Annotated in this window: 14 protein-coding genes and 1 tRNA gene; 5 read left to right on the top strand and 10 right to left on the bottom strand. The window is 67.3% G+C overall.

What is annotated here, in order from left to right; genetic code table 11:
* Positions 1–16: 16 nt before the first annotated feature.
* The gene (locus M1D55_RS21680) at positions 17–949 is read right to left on the bottom strand and encodes a TetR/AcrR family transcriptional regulator (RefSeq protein WP_231906235.1); all 933 of its coding nucleotides are present in this window, start codon (positions 947–949) and stop codon (positions 17–19) included.
* Positions 950–1144: 195 nt separating this feature from the next.
* On the opposite strand from M1D55_RS21680, the gene M1D55_RS21675 reads away from it, so the two are divergent.
* The 3 genes from M1D55_RS21675 to M1D55_RS21665 all read left to right on the top strand — a co-directional run bounded on the left by M1D55_RS21675 (position 1145) and on the right by M1D55_RS21665 (position 3098).
* Positions 1145–1435 (top strand): YkgJ family cysteine cluster protein, encoded by a 291-nt coding sequence (locus M1D55_RS21675; protein ID WP_064572794.1) that lies wholly within the window; start codon positions 1145–1147, stop codon positions 1433–1435.
* 20 nt (positions 1436–1455) lie between these two features.
* A complete protein-coding gene (locus M1D55_RS21670) occupies positions 1456–2025 on the top strand; it encodes a DUF1439 domain-containing protein (protein WP_064572795.1) in 570 nt (189 codons plus the stop codon).
* Between the two features lie 191 nt (positions 2026–2216).
* A complete protein-coding gene (locus tag M1D55_RS21665) occupies positions 2217–3098 on the top strand; it encodes an undecaprenyl-diphosphate phosphatase (protein ID WP_064572797.1) in 882 nt (293 codons plus the stop codon).
* Between the two features lie 349 nt (positions 3099–3447).
* Here the strand turns inward: M1D55_RS21665 and trmB are convergent, their stop codons facing one another.
* On the bottom strand, positions 3448–4227 hold the full coding sequence (gene trmB, locus M1D55_RS21660; RefSeq protein ID WP_456281801.1) for a tRNA (guanosine(46)-N7)-methyltransferase TrmB: 780 nt from the start codon (positions 4225–4227) through the stop codon (positions 3448–3450).
* Between the two features lie 221 nt (positions 4228–4448).
* Here trmB and M1D55_RS21655 point away from each other — a divergent pair, with 221 nt between their 5' ends.
* A complete protein-coding gene (locus M1D55_RS21655; RefSeq protein ID WP_456281800.1) occupies positions 4449–5864 on the top strand; it encodes a Fic family protein in 1416 nt (471 codons plus the stop codon).
* A 226-nt stretch (positions 5865–6090) separates the two neighbouring features.
* Here M1D55_RS21655 and M1D55_RS21650 read toward each other — a convergent pair.
* The 5 genes from M1D55_RS21650 to ubiD all read right to left on the bottom strand — a co-directional run bounded on the left by M1D55_RS21650 (position 6091) and on the right by ubiD (position 12551).
* Positions 6091–6165: transfer RNA gene (locus M1D55_RS21650), tRNA-Gly, on the bottom strand.
* 46 nt (positions 6166–6211) lie between these two features.
* Positions 6212–7141, bottom strand: coding sequence for an aldose epimerase family protein (locus M1D55_RS21645; RefSeq protein ID WP_456281799.1), 930 nt, complete (start codon positions 7139–7141; stop codon positions 6212–6214).
* A gap of 97 nt (positions 7142–7238) precedes the next feature.
* A complete protein-coding gene (locus M1D55_RS21640; protein ID WP_456281798.1) occupies positions 7239–9311 on the bottom strand; it encodes an acetoacetate--CoA ligase in 2073 nt (690 codons plus the stop codon).
* A 110-nt stretch (positions 9312–9421) separates the two neighbouring features.
* Positions 9422–10903 (bottom strand): NAD-dependent succinate-semialdehyde dehydrogenase, encoded by a 1482-nt coding sequence (locus M1D55_RS21635; RefSeq protein WP_456281797.1) that lies wholly within the window; start codon positions 10901–10903, stop codon positions 9422–9424.
* 97 nt (positions 10904–11000) lie between these two features.
* Entirely contained in the window at positions 11001–12551 is a 1551-nt protein-coding gene (gene ubiD, locus M1D55_RS21630) for a 4-hydroxy-3-polyprenylbenzoate decarboxylase (RefSeq protein ID WP_456281796.1), read from the bottom strand.
* A 651-nt stretch (positions 12552–13202) separates the two neighbouring features.
* Here ubiD and M1D55_RS21625 point away from each other — a divergent pair.
* Positions 13203–14312: a transglycosylase SLT domain-containing protein gene (locus M1D55_RS21625; RefSeq protein ID WP_456281795.1), complete on the top strand. Its 1110-nt coding sequence runs from the start codon at positions 13203–13205 to the stop codon at positions 14310–14312.
* A gap of 120 nt (positions 14313–14432) precedes the next feature.
* Here the strand turns inward: M1D55_RS21625 and M1D55_RS21620 are convergent, their stop codons facing one another.
* From M1D55_RS21620 to ribH, 3 genes are all read right to left on the bottom strand, one after another.
* The gene (locus M1D55_RS21620; RefSeq protein WP_456281794.1) at positions 14433–15617 is read right to left on the bottom strand and encodes a pyridoxal phosphate-dependent aminotransferase; all 1185 of its coding nucleotides are present in this window, start codon (positions 15615–15617) and stop codon (positions 14433–14435) included.
* A 206-nt stretch (positions 15618–15823) separates the two neighbouring features.
* Entirely contained in the window at positions 15824–16318 is a 495-nt protein-coding gene (nusB, locus tag M1D55_RS21615) for a transcription antitermination factor NusB (protein WP_006579655.1), read from the bottom strand.
* Positions 16311–16811 carry a 6,7-dimethyl-8-ribityllumazine synthase gene (ribH, locus tag M1D55_RS21610; protein WP_006579654.1) on the bottom strand — a complete coding sequence of 167 codons (501 nt, stop codon included), beginning with the start codon at positions 16809–16811 and terminating at the stop codon, positions 16311–16313. The genes nusB and ribH overlap by 8 nt, the downstream gene beginning before the upstream one ends.
* Positions 16812–16869 lie beyond the last annotated feature (58 nt).

Below are 16869 nucleotides of genomic sequence, written 5' to 3'. Positions count from 1 at the left end.
CACGAGCAGCAGCTTGTTACGCGAAATCTTCATCGTCAGGGGCGCGGCCGGTACGGCGGCGTTTCGGTTTCGGTTCGGGAGTGGCCGCCGGGGTGGGGCGGCCGTTTGCCCGCACTGCACGCACGGGGTGGCGCACGGTATCGTGCGGCGATCCGTCGACGCGAGCGTCGCCTTGCAGACGGGCTTGTTCCTGCATCTCGTCGCGGATCTGTTCCCAGACGTAGGGACCGGCCTGCGGCGGCAGCGGCGTATCGCGCGCGGCGCCGGCGGTCAGGCCGAACAGCAGCACCTGCAGCAGGTTGTCCAGAAACGCCTCCGGATCGATGTCGACGTCCGAGCCGATGCGGAACGCGCGCTGCCACAGCATCAGGAAAACCAGCGGCGCGCAGATCAGCGTGGTGGTCGGGTTGGCCGGCAGCGAGCGGAACTCGCCGCGGGCGACGCCACGGGCCAGCACGCGCGCGAACAGCTCGTCGCCGGGCACCATCACCTCCTCGTGGTAGAAGCGCGCGATATCGGGGAAGTTGGCCGATTCCGCCATGATCAGCTTGGTCAGGCCGGCCACCGGCGTCGCGCCGATCAGTCCCCACCAGCCGCGCAGCAGCTCGCGCAGCAGCTCCGGGGTCGAACCCTCGTAGGTGTCGACCAGATCGGTGCCGCGCACCAGCGCCGGCACCAGGTTCTCGCGCACCACGGTCTTGAACAGTTCCTTCTTGTTGGCGAAGTACAGATAGACCGTGCCCTTCGATACCCCGGCCGCCGCGGCGACGTCTTCCAGCCGCGTGGCCGCGTAGCCGCGCTCGACGAACAGTTCGAGCGCCGCCGCCACCAGCTCCTGCGGACGGGCGGATTTGCGGCGCGACCAGCGCCGCGCTTCGGGGGCGCCGTCGTTGGGCCCGGTGTTGGCACCAGCGGTGGCGTCGAGGCGTCGGACTTGGGGTGGATTCACTGCAGGGGAGCGCCGCGCCAGGACGGGCGGCGAAATAAATAACCGATGGGTCAGTAATGTAGTGTGCACGCCCGGGAGCGGTCAAGCGCGGCGCCCGGATGTGGGCCGGAACACAGGCCACGGCCGGGCGGTGGTGCACAATGGCGGCTTTGGCGCCGGGCGATCGCCTCCGCCAGGCCGTTCTGAACCATTGCGATGTCTTGCCAGTCTGACGTTTCCTGCCGTGCCGGTTGCGGCGCCTGCTGTATCGCGCCGTCGATCGCCTCGCCGCTGCCGGGCATGCCGCGGGGCAAGCCGGCCGGCGTACCGTGCGCGCAGTTGCTGCCCGACATGCGCTGCGCCGTGTTCGGCCGCCCGGAGCGGCCTGCCTTCTGTGGCGGCCTGCGACCCTCGGCCGAGATGTGCGGCGAATCGCGCGAGGCGGCGCTGCACTGGCTGACGCAACTTGAGGTCGCGACCGCGCCGACATCGGCCCGCGGCGCCTGACCGAACCTGGAGAACAGTGGATGGCCACGATTTCTCGCCGGCGCTGGCTGGCGGCCTGCGGCACCGCCGCGCTGACCGTGTCGCTCGCCTGGCTGGCCGGCTGCGGCTGGGTCGGCAACGAATACACCTTTTCGCAGAGCCAGCTGCAGTCCGCGCTCGAGCGCAAGTTTCCGTTCAGCCAGCGCTACATGCAGCTGTTCGACATCCAGCTGGCCAACCCGCAACTGGTGCTCGATCCGCAGCGCAATCGCGTCAGCATCGCGTTCGACGCCACGCTGGACAACCGGCTGTTCTTCCGCGAGGCGATGAAGGGACGCTTTGCCCTCGACAGCGCGCTGCGCTACGACCCGGCGACGAAGTCCGTGGTGCTGCAGGATCCGGAGGTCAAGCAGTTCGACGTGGCCGGGCTGCCGCAGCAGTACTCGCGTCAGCTGAACGCGCTCGGCGGCATTCTGGCCGAGCAGCTGCTGCAGGACTATCCGCTCTATACGTTCAAGCCCGACGAGCTCAAGTTCGGCGGCTCGCGTGTCGAGCCCGGTACAATCACCGTGCTGCCGGACGGCATCAACGTCAAGATCAACCGGCAGTAGCAGCAAGAACAATATTCGATGCGGGGCCGGCGTTCGCCCGGCCTTCGCGGGGCGGCATGGTCGTGCCGCCCTGGGTCGTCCCCTGGAATCGACGCTGTCAACAACGCTATCAACGCGTGCCCGTGTGGCTGCGCCAATGCGCCGGCCGGCGGGCGCCTTGTCCCTGAATCGCTTCAATCGTCCGCTATCGCATGGATATCGCCATCGCCCTCAAAGCCCTGATCCTCGGCATCGTCGAAGGACTGACCGAGTTTCTCCCGATCTCCAGCACCGGGCACCTGATCCTGGCCGGCGAGCTGCTGAACTTCAACGACGAGAAGGGCAAGATCTTCGAGATCGTGATCCAGTTCGGCGCGATCCTGGCCGTCTGCTGGGAATTCCGCCGGCGCATCGCCGACGTCGTCGGCGGGCTCGCGACCGAGCCGCGCGCGCAGCGTTTCGCGATCAACGTGATCATCGCGACGGTGCCGGCGATCGTGCTGGCCTTCCTGCTCGGCAAATGGATCAAGGCCTATCTGTTCAACCCGATCACGGTGGCGACGGCGTTCATCGTCGGCGGACTGGTGATCCTGCTGGCCGAATGGCGCGAAAGCCGGCGCGGGCAGGTGTCGCATCCGCAAGGCAATGCGCTGCTCGAGGCGGCCAAGGCCAGCGCGCCGCGCATCGAATCGGTCGACGACATGAACTGGCGCGACGCGCTGAAGGTCGGCATCGCGCAGTGCTTCGCGCTGGTGCCGGGCACCTCGCGCTCGGGCGCCACCATCATCGGGGGCATGCTGTTCGGACTGTCGCGCCAGGTCGCGACCGAGTTCTCGTTCTTCCTGGCGATCCCGGTGATCTTCGGCGCCAGCGTCTACGAACTGTACAAGGCGCGCGATCTGCTGTCGGCCGACGACATCGGCGTGTTCGCGATCGGCTTCGTGTTCGCCTTCCTGTCGGCCTTCCTGTGCGTGCGCTGGCTGCTGCGATTCGTCGCGACGCACGACTTCAAGCCCTTCGCCTGGTACCGGATCGTGTTCGGCGTGCTGGTGCTGGCCACCGCGCAGCTGGGCATCGTGGCCTGGCACGGTTGAACGTCTTTGCCGCGTGGTTGCTCCCCTCTCCCGCTTGCGACAGAGGGGCGGGGGGAGAGGGCATGCGGCGGTGGTCATGCCGGCATGGTTTGAAACCACCTCCCTCTCCCCAACCCTCTCCCCCATGAGGGGGAGAGGGAGAACACATTGGGTTTGCCAAGCCCCGTAGTGCTGCATTCTTTCTCCCCTCTCCCGCTTGCGGGAGAGGGGCGGGGGAGAGGGCATGCGGCGGTGGTCATGCCAATGCCGATTGAAACCACCTCCCTTTCCCCGGCCCTCTCCCATGAGGCGGAGAGGGAGAACGCAATAGGCCGCCTGAGGGTCAGGTCAGCTATCCTTCAGCCTCCGCTCATCCCCGCTTGCGGAACACCACATCCCAGACGCCGTGTCCAAGCCGTAGCCCGCGGCGCTCGAACTTGGTCACCGGCCGGTAGTCGGGCCGCTCGGCAAAGCCGCCCGGCGCGTCCGAAGTATTGGCCAGCGTCGGCTCGCCCGACAGCACCTCGACCATCTGGTGCGCGTACTCCTCCCAGTCGGTCGCACAGTGCAGATAGCCGCCGGACTTCAAACGGCTCGCCAACAGCTTGACCAGCGGCGGCTGCACCAGCCGGCGCTTGTTGTGGCGCTTCTTGTGCCACGGATCGGGGAAGAAGATGTGCACCCCATCCAGGCTCTGCTCGGTCAGCATGTGGGCGACCACTTCGACCGCGTCGTGCTGCAGGATCCGGATATTGCCGATGCCGCACTCGCCGATCAGCTTGAGCAGTGCCCCCACGCCCGGCTCGTGCACCTCGCAGCCGAGGAAGTTGTCCTGCGGCCGCAGCTGCGCGATATGCGCCGTCGTCTCCCCCATGCCGAAGCCGATCTCCAGGATCGATGGCGCTTCTCGCCCGAACGCCGCCTGCCAGTCCAGCGGCTGGCCGGTGTAGGGCAGCACGAAGCGCGGGCCCAGCTCGTCGATGGCGCGCTGCTGGCCGGTCGAGGTCCGCCCCGCCCGGCGCACGAAGGAGCGGATGCGGCGCGGATGGGCGACATTGGCGGCGGGGTCTTGCGCGTGGCTGATCGGCTCGCCGGCAGTGCCGGACATCTCGTCGTCGGGCAGGGTAGGGGTGGATTCGTCGGGAAGCATGGCAACAAAAAGGCCGCCGGGCGATTCACCGAACAGGGCGAGAGCGGCGGCCAGAGGATACGTTTGTCAGGGGCGCCATTTTACCGCAGGCGTACCGGCGCAATAGCCGCGCCGCTGTTTGTCCCGGGACGATACTTTCGGTCTGCGGTGGGGCCTGTCTTTCAGCGCTGGAATGGGTGCAATGAGCTGCAACGGGCCGAAATGGGCCGAAATGGGCTGCAATGAGCTGGAACGAGCTGGAAATGAGCTGCAATGAGCTAGAATGGGCCAAAACTGCCCGGACGAGGCCAATGACAGTCAGAGATGAGGTTCTTGCTGCACTTCAACAGCAAAGCCGTACGAACGCCCCATGGCTCAGCTCTACCGAACTTAAAAGTAAAGTCCGGGCGAGCTGGACCACGGTCAAGCGTCAACTCGACGCGCTCGTCCGAGACGGCCAGGTGGTGCGCGAGGGGCGGTCACGCGCCACGCGATATCGCCTTGCCGAGGGCGGCCAGCCGGTCGCGACGGTGGCGCCGCGGCCCGCGGACCGTCGCGGACCGGCGTGGTCCGACGAAAGCCAGGCGATCCTGGCGATACTGTCGCTTCCCTTGGGCATGCGAGAGCCGGTCACCTACGATCGATCGTTCGTCGACGCCTATGTGCCCAACGTCAGCACGTTGCTGTCTCCGAGACTTGCGGCCGCGCTGGCAGAGGAAGGCCGGATGAGCGGCCAGCAGCCTGCCGGCACCTATGCGCGCAAGGTGCTGGAACCGCTGCTGATCGATCTGTCCTGGGCGTCGTCGAGGCTCGAAGGCAACCGCTATTCGCTGCTGGCCACGGAGCAGCTCTTCAAGAGCGGGATCACGGACGGCGACCTCGATGCGGTCATGCTGCTCAATCACAAGGCCGCCATCGAATTCATGGTCGATGCGGTGCCCGAGTATGGGTTGACCACCGTGCTCGTCCGAAACGTGCATGCCATCCTGATGCGCGACCTGCTGGCGGACGCCAGCGGACTCGGCGGCATTCGTCGCAAGGTGGTCAATATCACCGACACGACCTATTTGCCGGCCCAGGTGCCGAACCTGCTCGAAGAGATGCTGGGCCAGATCATCGAGAAGGCCCGAAGCATCAAGAACCCCGTCGAAGCCTCGTTCTTCCTGTGGGTCAATCTCGCCTACCTGCAGCCGTTCGAGGACGGCAACAAGCGCACCAGCCGGCTGTCCGCCAACATTCCGTTGATGCTCTACAACTGTGCGCCGCTGTCGTTCCTCGATATCGAGGTGCGCGACTACGCGCTGGCCATGATGGGCGTCTACGAACACCGCAACATCGCCTTGGCCGCCGACCTGTTCGAATGGGCTTACCGGCGTTCGATCCGGAAATACGCCGTGATGCTGGAAGCGATGGGCGTTCCCGACCCTGTGCGGCTGCAGTTCCGCGAAGCCTTGAACGAGGCGATCGGCCGCGTGGTACGGGAGCGCCAAACCGCTGAGGAGGCGATCGCCGCCATGTCGCTGCAGCAAGACCAAAGCGAGGTCTTCCGAACCCTGCTCGATGCGGAGCTTCGCAGCCTGGACCTTCATAACTGCGCGCGCTATCGCCTGACCCTGCGACAGGTCGAGCAATGGATCAGCGCAGGCAGGCCGCGGTAGCGGTGGAGGCGGGCTCCGAGGTGGCGCACCGGGCGGCGCGCGGTCAGCGCCCCGAGGATGGCGGCGATGTTTCCCGGCTACCACCTCTACTATCCGAGTCGCCGCCATTCGTCGCGGGCGATGCGATCGCTGATCGGGGCACTGCGTTATTCGGGGAAACGGCCGGCATCGCGAGAGAACACCGACAGGCGCTCATACAACCGGAAGGAACTGCAGGAGGGAAGGGTGGAGCGGGCGATGGGAATCGAACCCACGTCTTTGGCTTGGGAAGCCAAGGTAATAGCCATTATACGACGCCCGCGCGAGGCGGCCATTTTATGCGCGATCCGGCTGCGCGCGCAAGGCGGCTAGGTGGGAAGCAGCCGGCAAACCGCCTCGGTGCGGTCGCCTGGCGCAACCCACAGCGTTTCGCCGGGCCGATGAATCGCGTCGGGCAAGGCCAGCCACGGCTCGACGCAATAGAAGTCCGAATCCTCGCGTTCGCTCCAGGTCGTCACGGCTTGCCAGGGGACCGTGCTTCCGTTGGCATCGAGATCGATCCGGATGGCGCGGCCCGTGCCGCCGCCATCGCTTGACGGAATCGCCAGCTGGCACGCGCGGGCCACGGGCGCATGCAAGCGGTGGAAGGTGTCCTGCAAGCGCGGGTCGTCCAGTGCGTAGACCGCTTCGCCGGGCTCGGCCGCGGTCAGGCTGCCATCGGGGCGCTGCCGTAGCCATTCGGCCGGCGGCATCGTCAGCCGGCATTGGCCGCGCAATTCGTGAGGCACGGCGAAATAGAAGTGGTGGCCCGCATAGAAGGGCAGCGGCTCGCGGCCGGTATTGCGCACCGCCAACGTGACTTCGAGTCCGTCTTCCAGCAGCCGGTAGCTTGCCTCGAAGCGGAACGAAAACGGATAGGCGTCGCGCGTCGCATCGGAATCGGTCAGCACCATCGTGATCGACCGCGCCGGATCGCAGTGCTCGATCTCGAACGGCAGGTCGCGTGCGAAACCGTGCTGCGGCATCGTCCGTACCACGCCGCCGGCATCGCGCCATTTGCCTGCTTCGCCGTCGACGAAATGGCGGCCGATAAAGGGAAACAGCAGCGGATTGCCGCCGCGGATCTTGGCCGGGCGCGACCAGTCGGCGTGGTCCGGCCAGAACAGGATGTCGGCGCCGCGATGGATCCAGCGCACCAGGCGGCCACCGGCCCGCGGCGCGAGCAGCAGCGCGTCGTGGTCGTCCCCGATGCGGATCAGGTCCTGGTCCTGGAAGCGAAACGTCGGGTAGCTGGGCATGGTAGTCGCGGAACGGGGACAGGCGGGCGAAGCCGCATGATACCGGCACGGCGCCGCCCGCCCTTCGATACGTCGATGGCGTCGATGCCGCGATACGCTAGGCCGTCGCCGCGCTGGTCTCGCTCAAGTACCGCCGCGCGTAGTCGAAGTACCAGTCCAGCGTGTCCGGATTGGCCATCGCATCGCGATTGGCGATCTTGTCGGGGTCGTGGCCGAGCAGCAGCTTCTTGATCGGCACCTCCATCTTCTTGCCCGACAGCGTGCGCGGAATGCCCGGCACCTGCAGGATCGCGTTGGGCACGTGCCGTGACGACAGCGCCTCGCGGATGCGCGCGCGGATCGTGTCGACCAGCGTGTCGTCGAGCGCGATGCCTTCGCGCAGCACGACGAACAGCGGCATATACGAGTCGCGGCCGAGATATTCGAGGTCGACCACCATGCTGTCGAGCACCTCCGGCAGTTCCTCCACCACGCGATACAGCTCGCTGGTGCCCATGCGGATGCCGTGCCGGTTGATGGTGGCGTCCGAGCGGCCGTAGATGATGGCGCCGCCGCGCGAGGTGATCTTGATCCAGTCGCCGTGGCGCCAGACGCCGGGGTAGGTATCGAAATAGCTGTCGCGGTAGCGCTTGCCGTCGGCGTCGCCCCACAGGTACAGCGGCATCGAGGGCATCGGCTCGGTGCAGACCAGTTCGCCGACCTCGTCGATCCGCGCATGGCCGGCCTCGTCGAAGGCCTCGACCTTGGCGCCGAGGCAGCGGCATTGCATCTCGCCGGCGTAGACCGGCAGCAGCGGGCAGCCGGCGACGAACGAGCCGGCGAAATCGGTGCCGCCGGACATCGGGGCCAGCCAGATATCGGCGCGCACGTTGCGGTAGATCCAGTCGTAGGCCTCGGCGGGCAGCGGCGAGCCGGTCGAGCCGATGCCGCGCAGGCGGCTCAGGTCGGCCTCGCGCGACGGCACCACGCCGGCCTTGATGCCGCCGGTGAAGAACGCCGCGCCGGCACCGAACACCGTGATGCCGGCCTGTTCGGCAAAGCGCCACAGCACGCCGGCGTCGGGCCAGGCCGGATTGCCGTCGTAGATCGCGATGGTGGTGCCGAGCAGCAGCCCGGCCACCTGCGCGTTCCACATGATCCAGCCGCTGCTGCTGTACCAGTGGAAGACATCGTCGGGGCCAAGGTCGTTGTGGAACGCCATCAGCTTGAGCTGCTCGATCACGATGCCGCCGTGGCCGTGGACGATGGGCTTGGGCATGCCGGTGGTGCCGGACGAATAGACGATCCACAGTGGGTGGTCGAACGGCACGCTGTCGATCTGCAGCGGCACCTGGTGGGCGAGTGCGTCTTGCCAGCGATGGCGGCGCAGGGCGTTTGCAGTGCCCGACGACGTGGCCGGTGCGGGTGCGGTTGCAGGTGCGGTTGCCGGCGCGGCCGGCAACATCTCGTCCGGCGTACCCAGCAGCGGCACGACGATCAAGTCCGTCAGCGATGGCAGCGCATCGACCAGCTGCGCGACGACCGGCGCACGGTCGTAGGTCTTGCCGCCGTAGCGGTAGCCGTCGACGGCGATCAGCACCTTCGGTTCGATCTGGCGGAAGCGGTCGATCACCGCGACCTGTCCCATGTCCGGGGCGCAGCCCGACCAGACCGCGCCGACGCTCGCGGTGGCGAGGAAGGCAACGATGGTCTGCGGGATATTGGGCAGATAGCCCGCGACGCGATCGCCGCGCTCGACGCCGAGCTGGCGCAGCGTATGCGCCAGCGCCGCGACCTGCGCCTCGAGCGCGTCCCAGCTCAGTTCGGCCAGCGGCTGCGCTTCTCCGGCATGGCGAATCGCGGCGCGCTGGCGCGCCGGGCCTTCGCCCGCATGGCGGAAGACCTGCTGCACATAGTTCAGCGTGGCGCCCTCGAACCAGCGCGCCCCCGGCATCTCGCGGCGCGCCAGCACTTGCCTGGCCGGCGTGTCGAAGCGGACGTCGAAGTAGGCGCGGATCGCGTCCCAGAACGCTTCGATCTCGGTGACCGACCAGCGCCACAGGCTGTCGTAATCGTCAAAGGCAAGAGCGCGCTCGTCGCGCAGCCACTTCATGAACTGGGTCAGCTGCGCGCGCTCGCGCACCGCGGGCGACGGCGTCCAGACCAGCTTGCCTTCTTCCAGCGTCGTCATGTCTCCTCCTCTGCCTTGTTTTTACGCCGGCTTGCCGATGGCAGCGCGGGCTTCGGTGTGGCGCAAGGGATGCGGGATGGCGGCGGGCGCCGCCGGCGCCCGCGCGGCGGTCAGATGCCGCCGAGGCAAAGGTACTTCAGCTCGAGGTACTCGTCGATGCCGTAGGTCGAACCCTCGCGGCCGAGGCCAGACTGCTTGACGCCGCCGAACGGCGCCACCTCGTTCGAGATCAGGCCGGTGTTGATGCCGACCATGCCGTATTCGAGCTGCTCGGCGACGCGCCAGACGCGGCCGATATCGCGGCTGTAGAAATACGAGGCGAGGCCGAACTCGCTGGCATTGGCCAGCGCCACGGCCTCCTGCTCGTCGCGGAACTTGAACACCGCGGCCACGGGGCCGAAGGTCTCCTCGCGCGAGATCAGCATCTCGGGGGTCGCGTCGGCCAGCACGGTCGGCGCGATGAAGCGGCTCGACCCCAGGCCCTCGACCAGCTTGCCGCCGGTCAGCAGGCGTGCGCCGCGCGAGGTCGCGTCGTCGATATGCTGGCGCACCTTCTGCACCGCCTGGTCGTCGATCAGCGGGCCCTGCGCCACGCCGGCATCGAAGCCGTTGCCCACGCGCAGCCCCTCTGCCTGGCGCGCCAGCTTGGCGACGAACTCGTCGTAGATCGACTCATGCGCATAGAAACGGTTGGTGCAGACGCAGGTCTGGCCCGCGTTGCGGTACTTCGACGCGATCGCGCCTTCGACCGCGGCATCGATATCGGCATCGTCGAACACGATGAAGGGCGCGTGGCCCCCCAGCTCCAGCGCGATCTTCTTGACCGTCGGCGCGCACTGCTCCATCAGGATGCGGCCGACCGGCGTCGAGCCGGTGAATGACAAATGGCGGACCACCGGCGACGCGCACAGCGTCTTGCCGATCGCGATCGACTGGTCGGCATCGCCGGTGACGATATTGATCACGCCGGCCGGAATGCCGGCGCGGTGCGCCAGCTCGGCCATCGCCAGCGCGCACAGCGGCGTCTGCTCGGCCGGCTTGACCACGATGGTGCAGCCGGCGGCCAGCGCGGGCGCGCACTTGCGCGTGATCATCGCGATCGGGAAGTTCCATGGCGTGATCGACGCACAGACGCCGATCGGCTGCTTCAGCACCACCATGCGCTTGTCGGCCCAGGTCGAGGCCGGCACGTCGCCGCTGACGCGCTTGGCTTCCTCGGCGAACCACTCGATAAAGGACGCGCCGTAGACGACCTCGCCCTTCGATTCGGCCAGCGGCTTGCCCTGTTCGGCCGTCATCAGCGCGGCCAGGTCGTCGGCGTTCGCGATCAGCAGATCGAACCAGCGGCGCATCAGATTCGCGCGCTCCTTGGCCGTCTTCGCGCGCCAGGCCGGCCAGGCCGCGTCGGCGGCGGCGATCGCGCGCTCGGTCTCGGCGGCGCCCAGGTTGGCGACCTGCACCAGTTGCTGGTTGTTCGCCGGGTCGATCACCGGGAAGGTCGTGCCGTTGTCGGCGCCGACCCATTCGCCATTGACATAGGACTGGCTGCGGACCAGGGCACGGTCCTGGATTCGGTCTAGCGCATTGGCCATCGTGGTCTCCTGTAATCGGTTCTCGTATCGGTTCTGGTTGCAGATGATAGCGGGGGATGGCGGCGGCCGCGTCCGGGCCGCCGGGCGCGCGCGGCGCTCAGCCGCCGGACGGGCGCTCGAACAGCGTCTCCCACATGCCGTCGACGCGGGTCTTGGTCGCCGCGTCCATCTGGATCGGACGCCCCCATTCGCGCGTGGTTTCGCCCGGCCACTTGTCGGTGGCGTCGATGCCCATCTTCGAGCCCAGGCCCGACACCGGTGAGGCGAAGTCGAGGTAGTCGATCGGCGTATTGTCGACCAGCACCGTATCGCGCGTCGGATCGACCCGCGTGGTGATCGCCCAGATCACCTCCTTCCAGTCGCGCACGTCGACATCGTCGTCGACCACGACGATGAACTTCGTATACATGAACTGCCGCAGGAAGCTCCAGACGCCGAACATCACGCGCTTGGCGTGGCCGGCGTACTGCTTCTTCATGCGGACCACCGCCATCCGGTAGCTGCAGCCCTCGGGCGGCAGATAGAAGTCGGTGATCTCGGGAAACTGCTTCTGCAGCAGCGGCACGAACACCTCGTTCAGCGCGACGCCGAGCACTGCGGGTTCGTCGGGCGGCTTGCCGGTGTAGGTCGAGTGATAGATCGGATCGCGCCGCATCGTGATGCGGTCGATCGTGAAGACCGGGAACCAGTCCTGCTCGTTGTAGTAGCCGGTATGGTCGCCGAACGGGCCCTCCAGCGCGTGCTGATAGCCGGACGGATGGGTGGGGTCGGGCTGGATATGGCCTTCGAGCACGATCTCGGCCGAGGCGGGCACGCTCAGTTCGGACAGCGTCGGCGTCAGGCAGCCGGCCAGCGCGGTACGGCTGCCGCGCAGCAGGCCGGCGAACTGGTATTCGGACAGCGTGTCGGGCACCGGCGTCACCGCGCCGAGCATCGTGGCCGGATCGGCGCCCAGTGCGACCGCGATCGGAAACGGCTTGCCCGGATTGGCCAGCGCGTGCTCGCGGAAGTCGAGCGCGCCGCCGCGGTGCGCGAGCCAGCGCATGATGACCTGGTTGCGGCCGATCACCTGCTGGCGGTAGATGCCCAGGTTCTGCCGCTTCTTGTGCGGGCCTTTGGTGACCACCAGGCCCCAGGTGATCAGCGGTGCGGCGTCGCCGGGCCAGCACTTCTGGATCGGCAGGCGCGCCAGGTCGACGTCGTTGCCTTCCCAGACGATCTCCTGGCAGGCCGGGCTGGACACCTTCTTCGGCGCCATGTCCCAGACCGACTTGACCAGCGTGAACAGCTTGCCGGCCTCGCGCAGGCCGCGCGGCGGTTCGGGTTCCTTCAGGGCCGACAGCACGCGCCCGATGTCGCGCAGATCGGCCAGCGATTCCGCGCCCATGCCCAATGCGACCCTGCGTGGTGTGCCGAACAGATTGGCGAGCACCGGCATGTCGAAAATCGCCTCACCAGCTGCCGTGCCGTTGCCCGCCGCCGTCTTCTGCGTGGGGCGTTTGAACAGCACGGCGGGACCTTCGGCACGCAGCAGGCGATCGCAGATCTCGGTCATTTCGAGGTCGGGCGACACCGGCGCCGCGATGCGCCGTAACTCGCCCTGTTGTTCAAGCTGACCGATGAAATCGCGCAAGTCTTTGTATTGCATCAGGAATTTGTGGTTTGGCGAGGGGCGCGGCAATGGCGCCGCGCTCATCGGAGTGTCGATCTGAGTGAACTACGATCCATATTGGACCGCTTCGGAAGAAAAATTTTGCGGCACAGCGTACCGGCAAATTGTAAGTTTTTTTGAAAGACAGGCGGACGAGCAGCGCGGGGCATCCTAGGCCAGCACTACGATTGCGGCCAGCCGAGTGATTCTTTCACCCCACAATAGCGGGGTTTTGATATAACGAAAAGGAATTGTTTTCGATTTCTTAATTCTTGACTCGATATAAAACGGTTTTTACAATCGCGTCTGCTCAAAGGTGTGCTGCGTTGCAACAACGAACTTTTCGATCCTGTCAAGGGGTGTAACGCAGATCACCACGTTGGATCAACCAGAGCGGACCGCTACATGGGAGGTCCCTCCGATCACCGCCGGCAACGACCGGCGCGTCTTGAGTCTTCGCAGCAGGGCAGGCTACCCCAAGAGCCTCCTCTGCTAATCGCTGGGCGCTTGGGGAGCGCCCACCAACAACAGATGCCGGTCGTCCCTGCAAGGCGGTGCGGTGTCCTTACTTGACTACGTTGCCAGAGCACGGTGATGCGTGGGCGAATGCCCTGCAGGACCGGGAGACGGCGGCGCATGGAGGTAAGCATGAGTGGTTGGAAAACCCTTCATCTTCCCGGTGTCGGGCGGGCGTTGCAGGTCCGCTTCAGGCAACCGGTTCCCGGTGTGCGGCGTGCCTTGCAGGTTCGTCTCGCGCATCCGGTGGCCGGCCGCGCACTGCGCGGCGGCCGTGCAACGTTGAAGTACGCGCTGAACGGCGCGGGTCTGATCGCGGTGGTGGCCGGCATTTCGCTGTCGGTCAGCCAGGAATGGCGCACCGCGCTGGCCGGCATGCTGGCCGGCGATGAAGCGCCCGCCATCCTGCTGGAGGCGGCGACCGCGTCGGCGCCGGTCCATGCCAGCACGGCGGATGTGGCGGCGGCCAAGCTGCTGCCGGCCGTCAAGGTGCCGGCAGGCGGCGGCGCCGCTTTGCCGGTCGCCACGGCCGGCCTGCCGAGCGTCTCGGGCGTTAGCGAGTGGGCCAATGCCGGCCAGTCGAAGGTGCCGTCGGTCGCCCATCTGGCGGCCCGTATCCCGGCCCAGCGCGTGGCGCTGGACGCGCGCTACAGCAGCACGCTGGCCAACGCGCGCGAACAGGCCGCGGTGGCCGAGTACATCGCGCGCAAGTACCGCGTGGCCGCGCAGGCGACCGCGCAACTGGTCAAGGCCGCCTATCTGACCGGCCGCGAGGTCGGCATCGATCCGCTGCTGATCCTGGGCGTGATCGCGATCGAGTCCAGCTTCAATCCGTACGCGGAGAGTGGCGTGGGCGCGCAGGGCCTGATGCAGGTCATGACCAAGGTCCACCAGGACAAGTACGAGCACGTCGGCGGCGTGGCGGCCGCGCTCAATCCTTACGCCAACATCAAGATCGGCGCGCTGGTGCTGAAGGACTGCATCGCCCGCGCGGGTTCGATCGAAGGCGGCCTGAAGTACTACGTCGGCGCCACCACGGCGACCGATGGCGGCTATGGCGCCAAGGTGCTGGCCGAGCGCGCGAAGCTGCGCCAGGTGCTGGGCATCCGGGGCAAGGCGGCGACGCCGGACGCGACCGAGTCGCTGCCGGGTCCGTCGTCGACCAAGACGCAGGCCGAGCACACGCCCGAGCCGCAGGACGGCATCGAGCTGGAGGCGGCGCAGACGCCCCGCAAGGCCTGATAGCCGGATTGCGGCGCGGGTTTGTCCGCGCAGGGCCCAAAGAAAAGCGGCGCAGCCTGATTGGCTGCGCCGCTTTCGTTTTGGCGGGCCGCGGCGATGGCCGCCGCGATTGCGCTATCTCTATTTCCCGAACAGCTTGCCGAGCCGCCGCATCGCTTCCTCGATATGCGCCAGCGACGTGGCGTACGAGATGCGGATGTACTCGCGCGCGGTATGCGGACCGAAGTCCAGACCGGGCACCAGCACCACGCCTGCATCGTGCAACATCGCCTGCGTCAGCCGGTCCGAATCGCCGGCGGCCGCATGCTGGACGCCGCGGCAATCGGCGTAGACATAGAACGCGCCATCGGGCCTGACCGGCACGCCGAAGCCCAGCGCTTTGAGCGCGGGCACGATGGCGTCGCGGCGGCGCTGGAATTCCGCCTTGCGCTCGTCGTAGATCGCCAGCGCCTCGGGCGTGAAGCACGCCAGCGCCGCGTGCTGCGCCACCGCCGACGCACAGATGAACAGGTTCTGCGCGACCTTCTCGAAGTCCGCCACCAGCGCGTCCGGCACCACCAGCCAGCCCAGCCGCCAGCCCGTCATGTTGAAGTACTTGGAGAAGCTGTTGACCGTGACGGCATTGTCGTCCAGCGACAGCGCCGACACAGGCCGGCCGTCATACGACAGTCCCTGGTAGATCTCGTCGACGATCGCGAAGCCGCGGCGCTGCCGCACCTCGGCGAGGATGCGCGCCAGCTCGTCGGGCAGGATCGAGGTGCCGGTCGGGTTCGACGGCGAGGCCAGCAGCACGCCGCGGGTCGATTCTCCCCAGTGTTCGCGCACCTGATCGGCGGTCAGCTGGAAGCGCGCCTCCGGGCCGCTGGGAATCATCCTGGCGACGCCGTCGAATGCCGCGACGAAGTGACGGTTGCAGGGATAGCTCGGGTCCGGCATCAGCACCTCGGCGCCGATCTCGACCAGCACCGCGCAGGCCAGCAGCAGCGCACCGGAGGCGCCGGCCGTGACGATGACCCGGCGGGCCGGGATATCGAGCCCGTAGGCGGTCTTGTAGTAGCCGGCGATCGCCTCGCGCAGCGCATGGATGCCGAGCGCGCCGGTGTATTGCGTCACGCCGCGACGCATGGCCGCTTCCGCCGCCCGCACCACGGGCTCGGCCGCGGTAAAGTCCGGCTCGCCGATGCCCATATGGATGATGTGGCGGCCGGCTCGTTCGAGCTCGGCGGCCTGCTTGGCCAGCTCCATCACGTGGAAGGCGCGGATATTGGCGAGGCGGGAGGCGGTGGCGAGGCGCTGTGGGTCCATGGCGGGAAACGTTGGAATCGGTGGAATGGGTTGAATCGGTGGAGTCGGTGGAGTCGGTGGAGTCGGTGGAGTCGGTGGAGTCGGCGGAAAAAGCGGTGCTTGAAAGAGGGCAGGCGAGGCGCGGGCCCAGCCGCAATCATCGCCGGAAATGAAAACACCCGCCTGGGCGGGTGTCGGTCCGGCGCATGCCGCGGGCAGGGCGCCGGTCAGCGTCGGGCGGCGACCTCGGTCGCGCGCACCTGGGCGGCAACCTTGTCGAGCACGCCGTTGACGTACTTGTAGCCTTCGACGCCGCCAAAGGTCTTGGTCAGCTCGACGGCCTCGTTGATGACGACCTTGTACGGGATGTCGATGCAGTGCACCAGCTCGTAGCTGCCGATCAGCAGCGCGGCGCGCTCCACCGGCGACAGCTCGTCCACCGTGCGGTCCAGGAACGGCGAGAAGGCCGCGGTCAGCCGTTCTTCCTCGCGCACGGCGCCGTTGAGCAGCGCGTCGAAATGCTCGCGATCGGCCTTGTTGAAGCCCTGGGCATCGTGCAGGTGGGCCTGGATCGCGCCGATGTCGTTGCGGTTCAGCAGCCACTGGTACAGGCCCTGCAGCGCCAGTTCGCGCGAGCGGCGGCGCGCGCTCTTGGGCGGCGCCTTGGCGTCGGAGCGGCCGGACTTGGCGGCAGGCTTGCCGCCCTGTGCTGCATCACTCATCGTCGTCCTCGTCCTCGTCGTCCTGGCCACGCAGCGAATCGAGCGCCGCCACCAGGTTCGCCATTTCGACCGCCGCACGGGCGCAGTCGCGGCCCTTCTCGCGGGTGCGGGCGTGGGCCTGGGCGTCGGTATCGACGGTCAGGATGCCGTTGGCGATCGGCAGGTTGAAGTCCAGGCCGACGCGCGTGATGCCAGCGCCCGACTCGTTCGAAACGAGCTCGAAGTGGTAGGTTTCGCCGCGCACCACGGCGCCCAGCGCGATCAGCGCATCGAACTGGCCGCTCTCGGCCATCTTCTGCAGCGCCAGCGGAACTTCCAGTGCGCCGGGCACCGTCACCACCAGCGTGTCTTCGCCTTCGATGCCCAGCGTTTCCAGCTCGGCCAGGCAGGCTTCGCGCAGTTCGTCGCAGACCGGTTCGTTGAAACGCGCCTGCACGATGCCGATGCGCAGGCCTTCGCCGTCGAGGTTGCTCGGGTAGAAACCGTGATCCATATCGTTCTCCAGGGTTCGGTGGGCGGCCGCGCCCGGGATGGGCCGGCCGCCGGTGTTT

It is taken from the genome of Cupriavidus sp. JZ107 (assembly GCF_053903255.1).
This window is presented reverse-complemented; position numbering and strand designations above follow the sequence as displayed.

Coding starts and splice junctions, on each gene's coding strand:
- M1D55_RS21665 (WP_064572797.1), top strand. CDS start 2,217: ATGGATATCGCCATCGCCCTCAAAGCCCTGATCCTCGGCATCGTCGAA.
- M1D55_RS21620 (WP_456281794.1), bottom strand. CDS start 15,617: ATGGACCCACAGCGCCTCGCCACCGCCTCCCGCCTCGCCAATATCCGC.
- M1D55_RS21640 (WP_456281798.1), bottom strand. CDS start 9,311: ATGACGACGCTGGAAGAAGGCAAGCTGGTCTGGACGCCGTCGCCCGCG.
- M1D55_RS21655 (WP_456281800.1), top strand. CDS start 4,449: ATGAGCTGGAACGAGCTGGAAATGAGCTGCAATGAGCTAGAATGGGCC.
- ribH (WP_006579654.1), bottom strand. CDS start 16,811: ATGGATCACGGTTTCTACCCGAGCAACCTCGACGGCGAAGGCCTGCGC.
- M1D55_RS21670 (WP_064572795.1), top strand. CDS start 1,456: ATGGCCACGATTTCTCGCCGGCGCTGGCTGGCGGCCTGCGGCACCGCC.
- nusB (WP_006579655.1), bottom strand. CDS start 16,318: ATGAGTGATGCAGCACAGGGCGGCAAGCCTGCCGCCAAGTCCGGCCGC.
- M1D55_RS21625 (WP_456281795.1), top strand. CDS start 13,203: ATGAGTGGTTGGAAAACCCTTCATCTTCCCGGTGTCGGGCGGGCGTTG.
- M1D55_RS21645 (WP_456281799.1), bottom strand. CDS start 7,141: ATGCCCAGCTACCCGACGTTTCGCTTCCAGGACCAGGACCTGATCCGC.
- trmB (WP_456281801.1), bottom strand. CDS start 4,227: ATGCTTCCCGACGAATCCACCCCTACCCTGCCCGACGACGAGATGTCC.
- ubiD (WP_456281796.1), bottom strand. CDS start 12,551: ATGCAATACAAAGACTTGCGCGATTTCATCGGTCAGCTTGAACAACAG.
- M1D55_RS21635 (WP_456281797.1), bottom strand. CDS start 10,903: ATGGCCAATGCGCTAGACCGAATCCAGGACCGTGCCCTGGTCCGCAGC.
- M1D55_RS21675 (WP_064572794.1), top strand. CDS start 1,145: ATGTCTTGCCAGTCTGACGTTTCCTGCCGTGCCGGTTGCGGCGCCTGC.